The organism is Armatimonadota bacterium, from assembly GCA_031459715.1.
Classification (GTDB): Bacteria; Sysuimicrobiota; Sysuimicrobiia; order Sysuimicrobiales; family Humicultoraceae; genus Humicultor; species Humicultor tengchongensis.
Genome location: JAVKIA010000006.1, coordinates 103,975 through 110,209 on the forward strand (window position 1 = coordinate 103,975; position 6,235 = coordinate 110,209).

General features: G+C 67.1%; 4 protein-coding genes. 1 reads left to right on the forward strand and 3 read right to left on the reverse strand.

Translation table 11 applies throughout. The annotated features are described in order from the left end of the window. The first annotated feature begins 87 nt into the window (after positions 1 to 87). Positions 88 to 885: a hypothetical protein gene (locus tag QN152_04295; GenBank protein ID MDR7538736.1), complete on the forward strand. Its 798-nt coding sequence runs from the start codon at positions 88 to 90 to the stop codon at positions 883 to 885. 85 nt (positions 886 to 970) lie between these two features. Here QN152_04295 and QN152_04300 read toward each other — a convergent pair whose 3' ends face one another. From QN152_04300 to QN152_04310, 3 genes are all read right to left on the reverse strand, one after another. Continuing rightward, a complete protein-coding gene (locus tag QN152_04300) occupies positions 971 to 1,291 on the reverse strand; it encodes a DUF5658 family protein (GenBank protein MDR7538737.1) in 321 nt (106 codons plus the stop codon). Positions 1,292 to 1,522: 231 nt separating this feature from the next. Continuing rightward, complete coding sequence (serA, locus tag QN152_04305) at positions 1,523 to 4,270, reverse strand: phosphoglycerate dehydrogenase (protein ID MDR7538738.1); 2,748 nt, start codon at positions 4,268 to 4,270, stop codon at positions 1,523 to 1,525. A 145-nt stretch (positions 4,271 to 4,415) separates the two neighbouring features. After that, positions 4,416 to 5,561: a DNA recombination protein RmuC gene (locus tag QN152_04310; GenBank protein MDR7538739.1), complete on the reverse strand. Its 1,146-nt coding sequence runs from the start codon at positions 5,559 to 5,561 to the stop codon at positions 4,416 to 4,418. Positions 5,562 to 6,235: the final 674 nt, after the last annotated feature.

Sequence of the window (6,235 nt, forward strand, 5' to 3'; positions counted from 1 at the left end):
GTTTCGGCCTGGTGGATCTTCGGCCGCCCCAAAGCGCGGCCGGTCGGCTCGGTTCGGGCAGCCCGGCCGTGCTAAAATTCCACCGAGATGCCTTTCACTGTCCGGGACTTCGAGAGCTTGTTGCGGGCGCTGGATAAGCGCGCCGAATGGCGGGCCCAGCTGCGCCGCCTGCTGCTGACCGACGACCTTCTGTCGCTGCCAGAGATCGTGCGTCGGCTGGCGGGACACCTGGAGCAGCTGGCGGCGGCGCAGCAGCGCACGGAGGGTCGCTTGGAGCAGCTGGCGGCGGCGCAGCAGCGCACGGAGGGTCGCTTGGAGCAGCTGGCGGCGGCGCAGCAGCGCACGGAGGGTCGCTTGGAGCAGCTGGCGGCGGCGCAGCAGCGCACCGAAAGCCGTCTGGAGCAACTGGCCGCCGCCCAGCGCCGGACGGAGGACCAGGTCGCCCGGCTGGTTGAGGAGATGCGCCGCCTCGCTGAGGGCCAGAGAGAGATGGCCAGGCAGGTCGGTGCGCTCGCCGAGACCATTGGATTCACCCTGGAGGATCTTGCTCGCGAAGTTGCCCCCGCCTACCTGGAGAAGCACTACGGGATCCGCGTGGCAAAGCTGCAGCGCCGCTTCCTGACCCTGGATACAGAAGAGGTGGAAGTGGACCTCTACGGCGAGGGGACTCGAGACGGCGAGCGCATTGTGGTGGTCGGCGAGGTGAAGAGCCGCATCTACGGTCGGGACGTGGAAGCTCTTGGGCGGCGGATCCAGGCTCTCGCGGCTGCGTTGCCGGGGATCCCCGTGCCGGTGCTTTTCGGCTTCGTGGTCCACCCCTCCGCCATCGACGCTGCGGCGCGCGCCGGAGCAGTGGTCATCACCTCAGCCGGGGCACGAGGTTAGATCTACATCAGGTTGGACGTGCAGCGTCCTTCCAGGATCAGGGAAGGTTCGCCTCATCGGGTGCGCTATCCGTTTGCGTATTCTCTCAGTCGATGACCCTCAATCCCAGCACGTGGAAGAAAGTCACCACCAGGTAGACGCCGACCGCGAGCCGCAGCATCTGCAGGATGTGCGCAAGTCTGGGGGCCGACCGACCCGCCTGCGCCAGGGCCAGCGCCAGCAGCACGAGCGCCGCCGTCTTGATGGCCAGCGGCCACGGCGTCAGCACGATGGGGCGGAGGAGCACGTTGGCCTCATCAACCCCTCCCTCGACGGCGGTGTAAGTGAGGAGCAGATCGACCGCGTTCAGGACAGCCAGCACCCAGTAAGACCGCCAGATCTGGCTCAGAGGCCCGGCTCCGAACATGATGAATCCCTCGCACGGATCCGGTGCTGCCAGACTGCATGTCTGAAAAGGTGAAAAGGTCGTCTGCAGTCTCCTGTCCGGAGGGCGGTGCGTCAATCTATCGGGCGGGAGAACTTTGGCAGATATCGTTCGACGACAGCCGCAGCCGCGCGATGTTCCGCCAGGCTTGCGGCATTACAGGCAGATCTGCCGGCTGACCGCCCTGCAGCCTGGCCTCCCTGCCAGGAGCTGCTACAGCTGTACCAGGCGGACTTTCAGGATGCCGGGGAGAACCGTCAGGGCCTCCCGCACCGGGGGCGGTACCGGGTCGTCCAGCCCCAGAACCATGATGGCGCGGCCCCGGGGACGGTCCCGCCCCACCTGCATGTGGGCGATGTTCACGTCGGCATCACCCAGCAGGGTACCCACCCGGCCTATCATCCCCGGGCGATCCTCGTTCCACACAAACAACATGATCGTCGACGGGGCCAGGTCGACCCGATAGCCTTCCAGGTGCGTGATCCGCGGCTCGCCGCGGCCGGCGATGGTGCCGGCGATCAGGAACGCCTCCCCGGTGGTCTCCACTCGCGCCCGGAGCAGGCTGGCGAAGTCCTCGCTCTCCTCCCGTCGCGATTCGGTCAGGGCTATGCCCCGCTCCCGGGCCACCAGAGCTGCGTTGATCAGGTTGACCGGCTGATCCAGGACCCGCTCCAGCAGGCCAGCCAGGAAGCCGGACCGCAGCGGGGCGCTCTCCAAAGACGCCAGTTCCCCCTCGTACGCCAGCTCCACACCCTGCACCTGCCCGTCCACCAGCTGGCAGGCGATGGTCCCCATCGCCCGGGCCAGGTCCGCAAAGGGCCGCACCCGCTGCCAGGCCTCGTCCTGCAGCACCGGAGCATTCACCGCTCCCCGCACCGGTCGACCGGCCAGCGCGGCCAGGACCTGCTCGGCCACCTCCACCGCCACCCGGCGCTGCGCCTCCTCGGTGGATGCCCCCAGGTGCGGGGTCAGGATAACCCGGGGATGGCGGAGGAGGGGACTGTCTCCGGGCGGCTCCTCCTCGACCACATCCAGGGCTGCGCCCGCCACCACGCCTTCCTCCAGGGCGTCGAGCAGGGCGTCCTCGTCGATCAGCCCGCCCCGGGCACAGTTGACCAGCAGCACCCCGCGCTTCATGCGCGCGAACTGGGGCCGCCCCAGCAGGTGCCGGGTGCTGGCCGTCAGAGGGGTGTGCAGGGTCAGGACGTCGCTTGCCGCGAGGACCTCGTCCAGAGGGCGCAGCTCGGCCCCCACCCGCGCGGCCCGGTCGGCGGCCACGTAGGGATCGTGAACGACCACCCGCATGCCGAAGGCGACTGCCCGGCGGGCTACCTCGGAGCCGATCTTGCCCAGCCCGATGATACCCAGGGTCTTGCCGTACAGCTCCACTCCGGTGAACGCCTGCCGCCGCCACTCGCCCCGGACGGCAGCCAGGTGGGCGGCCGGGAGGTGGCGGGCCAGGGCCAGGAGCATGGCCATGGTGTGTTCGGCGGTGCTGACCGTACTGCTCTCCGGCGTGTTGATGACCAGGACGCCGCGGCGGGTGGCGGCATCCACGTCGATGTTGTCGGTGCCCACGCCGGCCCGCGCGATCACCCGCAGCCGCTGCGCCGCCGCCAGGGCCTCCGCGGTCACCCGCGTCCGGCTGCGCACGATCACCGCATCCACATCGGCCAGCGCCTCCGGCAGCTCCGCGGGCGACAACCCCTGGCGGACGACCACCTCGGCGTGTTGGGCCAGGCGCCGGATGCCCTCCTCGGCCAGTCCGTCGGCCACCAGGACCTTCATGGGTCCTTCTCCACGCGGTACGTCACGGCTCCAGGGGGGAACGGGATGGCCGCGGGACGTCACGGTCCCGGAGGGGAACGGATGGCCCAGCGCGGGCAGCACCTGCTCCAGTGCGCGTAGGGCGGCGGTGACCTGGACCTCCTGGACATATCCCATGTGGCCGATGCGGATGATCCGGCCCGCCAGCCGTCCCTGTCCTCCGGCCACCACCACGCCGTAGTCGGTCCTCAGACGGCGTACCAGTTCCCGCGCGTCCACCCCATCCGGCACACGCACGGCGGTCACGGTATCCGAGGCGTGACGCGGGTCGGCAAGTAGCTGCAGACCCAGGACGGCCACGCCCTGCCGCGCGATCTGCCCCAGGCGCCGGTGGTGCGCGAATCGCGCTGGCAGCCCTTCGGACAGAATCATCGGGATCGAGACCGACAGCGCGTGGAGTACGGAAAGGGGCGGGGTGAACGGCATCAGCGCCCTGCCGGAAGTGATCTCAGCCTGAGCCCGATCCCAGGAGAAATACCACCGGGGCATGCGGGCGGTCCGCGACGCCTCCCAGGCCCTGTCGCTGACGCTGAGGAAGACCGCTCCGGGAGGTGCCATCAGTGCCTTCTGCGATCCGGCCACGACCACGTCCAGTCCCCACGCGTCGGTGCGCAGGTCCACAGCGGCCAGCGAGCTCACGGCATCCACCAGCAGCAACGCCTCAAAGGAACGCACCACCCCGGCGATGGCCTCCAGGGGGTTGGTCACTCCGGTGGAGGTCTCGTTGTGGGTGACCAGGACCGCCCGCACCCCCGGGTGCGCGCGGAGCGCCCGCCGCACCTCCTCGGGATCGACGGCCCGTCCCCACTCCACCTCCAGAGGGATGACCTCCGCCCCAAATCCCCGGGCTACGGCGGCGAACCTCTCTCCGAAGGCGCCGCAGATCAGGGCCAGGACCCGGTCTCCGGGCGAGAGCACATTGACCACAGCCGCCTCCAGTCCGCCGGTGCCGGAGGCGGTGAAGGGCAGGACCGTACCGGAGGTCTGGAAGATCTGCCGCAGCCCGTCCAGCACCCCGGCCAGCACCTGCCCGAACTCGTCGCTGCGGTGGTTGACCATGGGCCGGCCCATCGCCTCCCGCACCTGCGGGGGCAGCGGGGTAGGGCCGGGAATCAGCAGGTGGGCGTCGTCCACTGTGCCTACGTTCAGGACACTCCAGATGCTCGGGCTGGGCGTCCTCCCGGACGCGGCGCGGTTTATGTTGCCTACGGACTACTCTACGGACCTCCGCGTCGGTTGGGAAGGGAGTACGTCCAATCTGTAGCTCTGGGACCAGCGGCTACTGGTCTACCTGTGTGTCCCCGTGATCAGGGGGAAGCACGTGAAGCTGCCTTTCCACTGTGTGGACTTCGGGAAATGGCTCGCCAGCTGTTCCCATTTCACCCAGGCGACGCGCAGCCGGAAGCACACGCCTGTCCAGTGCTCCGGCCGCCTCATTGTAATACTTGGCAGCACTGTCCAGGCGTTTGCCTAGTTCCGTAAAGTTCTGCAGGAAGGATCGGAGTCGCTCATGCAGCTGTCTTCCCTGTTCGGCGATGGCGCGGGCGTTTTCCGTTATCCGATGCTGCTGCCAGCCATAAGCTACGGCCTTCAGCAGTCCCAGGAGGGTGATGGGGCTGGTGAGGAGGATCCGCTGCTGAACCGCGAAGTCCAGCAGCCCGGGGTCGCGCTCGAAGGCGGCCCCCAGTGCGGCCTCGTTGGGGACGAACATCACGGTTAGTTCCGCTGACCGCCCAAACTGCTCCCAGTAGCGCTTGCTGGCCAACTGCTGGACGTGTTGCTTCAGTGCCTTGACGTGAGCGTCGAGTCTGGCCCCGCGTACTGGCTCGGAAGCGTCTATGGCCTCCAGGTAGGCCTGCATGGGAGCTTTAGCGTCGACGGGGATTACTCCGCCGCCAGGGAGGTGGACAATAAGATCTGGGCGCCCGCCGTCAACGGCCACCTGCTCGGTGAAGTCGATGTGATTCTGCATGCCCGCCAGCTCCACGATCCGACGGAGCTGGAACTCTCCCCATCGGGCCCGTGTGGCGGTGGACTTCAACGCGTGGTTCAGGGAGAGAGTGGCCGTCTGGAGGTCAGCATGTGTCTGAGCAAGCTGTCGGAGCTGCTCCTGAAGGCCCTGGTAAGCTCCCTCACGCTTCTGCTCCAGGAGCCTGATCTCTCCTTCCATCTGCTCCAGAGCCTTGCCGAGGGGCTCCACCAGCTTGGCCAACTGAAATCTTCCCGTCTGCCAGTCTCCGCGCGCCTCCTCCAACACGCTGCGCAGTTGATCGTTTACCCGACCGAGGAGTAAGTCGGAGTTGGCCCTGAGGACTTCTGCCGCGAGAGCCTGGAAGCGCTCTCGCATGATCTGATCTGACTGCTGGATCCAGCGCAGCTTCTCCTGGTCGGCCTCCGCGGTCTTTCGGACCTCCGTCAGTTGCACCAGGACGTCCGCGTGAGTCCGCCTCAGCTCAGAGATTTCTTGCTCGAGCTGGCTGGCCCGGCGTGCTTCTCGGTCAGAATAGGTTCGGACGATAGACCAAACGGCCAGGCCGCCCAGGACGAATCCACTAACGAAGGCTAGCATCAGGCTGATTTCCATTTTACGGCCCCATTTCAGGAAGTTCTGCTGCTCGCTCCGTCTGGATTTTTCCCGTTCAGTGGCGAAGTCAGACCCTGAGTGGCTGCAGGATCCCTCGAGCACGGGCCATCGCTGGGCTGCAGGCCCGTCGCTTTAATGGGGCCGCTATCTCTCAACGCCGGAAATGTCGCCCTCAAGGACCTGGAGGTCACTCGCGAGGTCGCTTCAATGGGGCCGCCGTCTCTCAACGGCGGAAATCTCGCCGTCCCCGGCCCAATAGGGCAGCCGATACAGGCTTCAATGGGGCCGCCGTCTCTCAACGGCGGAAATTGTTTTTGCAGTCGGCTACGTTTGATTACGGTTTAAAGCTTCAATGGGGCCGCCGTCTCTCAACGGCGGAAATCTTTTTCGAGAAGGTCGCTTTGATCGGGGCCGGAGTGCTTCAATGGGGCCGCCGTCTCTCAACGGCGGAAATCTGAGATTCTTAGTACCCGCAGGGCCACCCACCATTTGCTTCAATGGGGCCGCCGTCTCCC